Annotated in this window: 2 protein-coding genes; one reads left to right on the forward strand and one right to left on the reverse strand. The window is 39.8% G+C overall.

Annotated elements, in window-relative coordinates:
- A partial coding sequence (locus QMD21_07800) for a PKD domain-containing protein (protein ID MDI6856666.1) occupies positions 1-457 on the forward strand: 457 nt, incomplete at its 5' end.
- Between the two features lie 97 nt (positions 458-554).
- Here the strand turns inward: QMD21_07800 and QMD21_07805 are convergent.
- A partial coding sequence (locus QMD21_07805; protein MDI6856667.1) for a DUF2070 family protein occupies positions 555-944 on the reverse strand: 390 nt, incomplete at its 5' end.

Here is a 944-nt window from a genome sequence, read left to right on the forward strand (position 1 = left end):
TCTTACTGCAGGTGATGCTCCTAAAACAGTATATGCACAACTAAGAAATGTAGCTAGAGGTAAGGAGAGCAAGCTGACAATAAGCGATACCATAATGCTGGACGCGACTAAACCAACTGTCTCAATATTCGGCGGCGATAGAGCAGTAAGCTACAGGGAGAGGCAAGTAGCATTGACAGCAATAGTTTCCGAAGACGTAACATATTTGTGGACAATCGAGGGCATAACTTATAATACGTCAAGTGTTACCCATACCTTCACTGAGGCAGGCACGTATATAGTAACGCTCAAAGTTACTGACAAAGCAGGCAACGAAGCTACAACAACTGTTACAATCACAGTCAGGCCCAAGCCTGTACCGCCATTCATACCAGGGTTTGAAGCGCTAGCAGTAATTGCGGCTCTAGGAACAGTAGCGTTAATAGCAGCACTACTGAGGAAGAAGAAGAAGCTATAACACCTCTCTTTTCTCTTTTTTATATTTTTAAAATCTTATCTTTTTTGTAGTTTAGGTAGTGGATATGTTAAAGTTTACAAGTGAGCAGTAATGCTCTCTACAGGCAAGCCATCACAAGGCACAAAGCTAAACCAGTAACTATCATTGTAAAAGGGAATAGAATTTTAACTATCGAAATTGTAGAATTGATTGTAGAAGTTAATTTTGAAGTACTGCCTCTACCAGCAACGTTAATTTCGACTGCTTTTTTAGCGCTAGCAACTTCTGCTGCTTCTAAGTCACTTACAGCTTCTTGAATCACATCTTTAATAACATTCGTATAATCTATTACGGAAGAGCCAACTGGATTAAAGCCATGCATTGTTAGATTAACAGCATGGTTATCTGTAGTGAGTAGCTCTAGAGCATCTAAAAGACCAGTTTCTAGAACAGAAGCTTTTAGTTTCGCTCTTACTTCTATCAGCATTCCATTGCCATCAAAGACCAC

The organism is Candidatus Thermoplasmatota archaeon, assembly GCA_030018475.1.
Lineage (GTDB): Archaea > Thermoplasmatota > JASEFT01 > JASEFT01 > JASEFT01 > JASEFT01.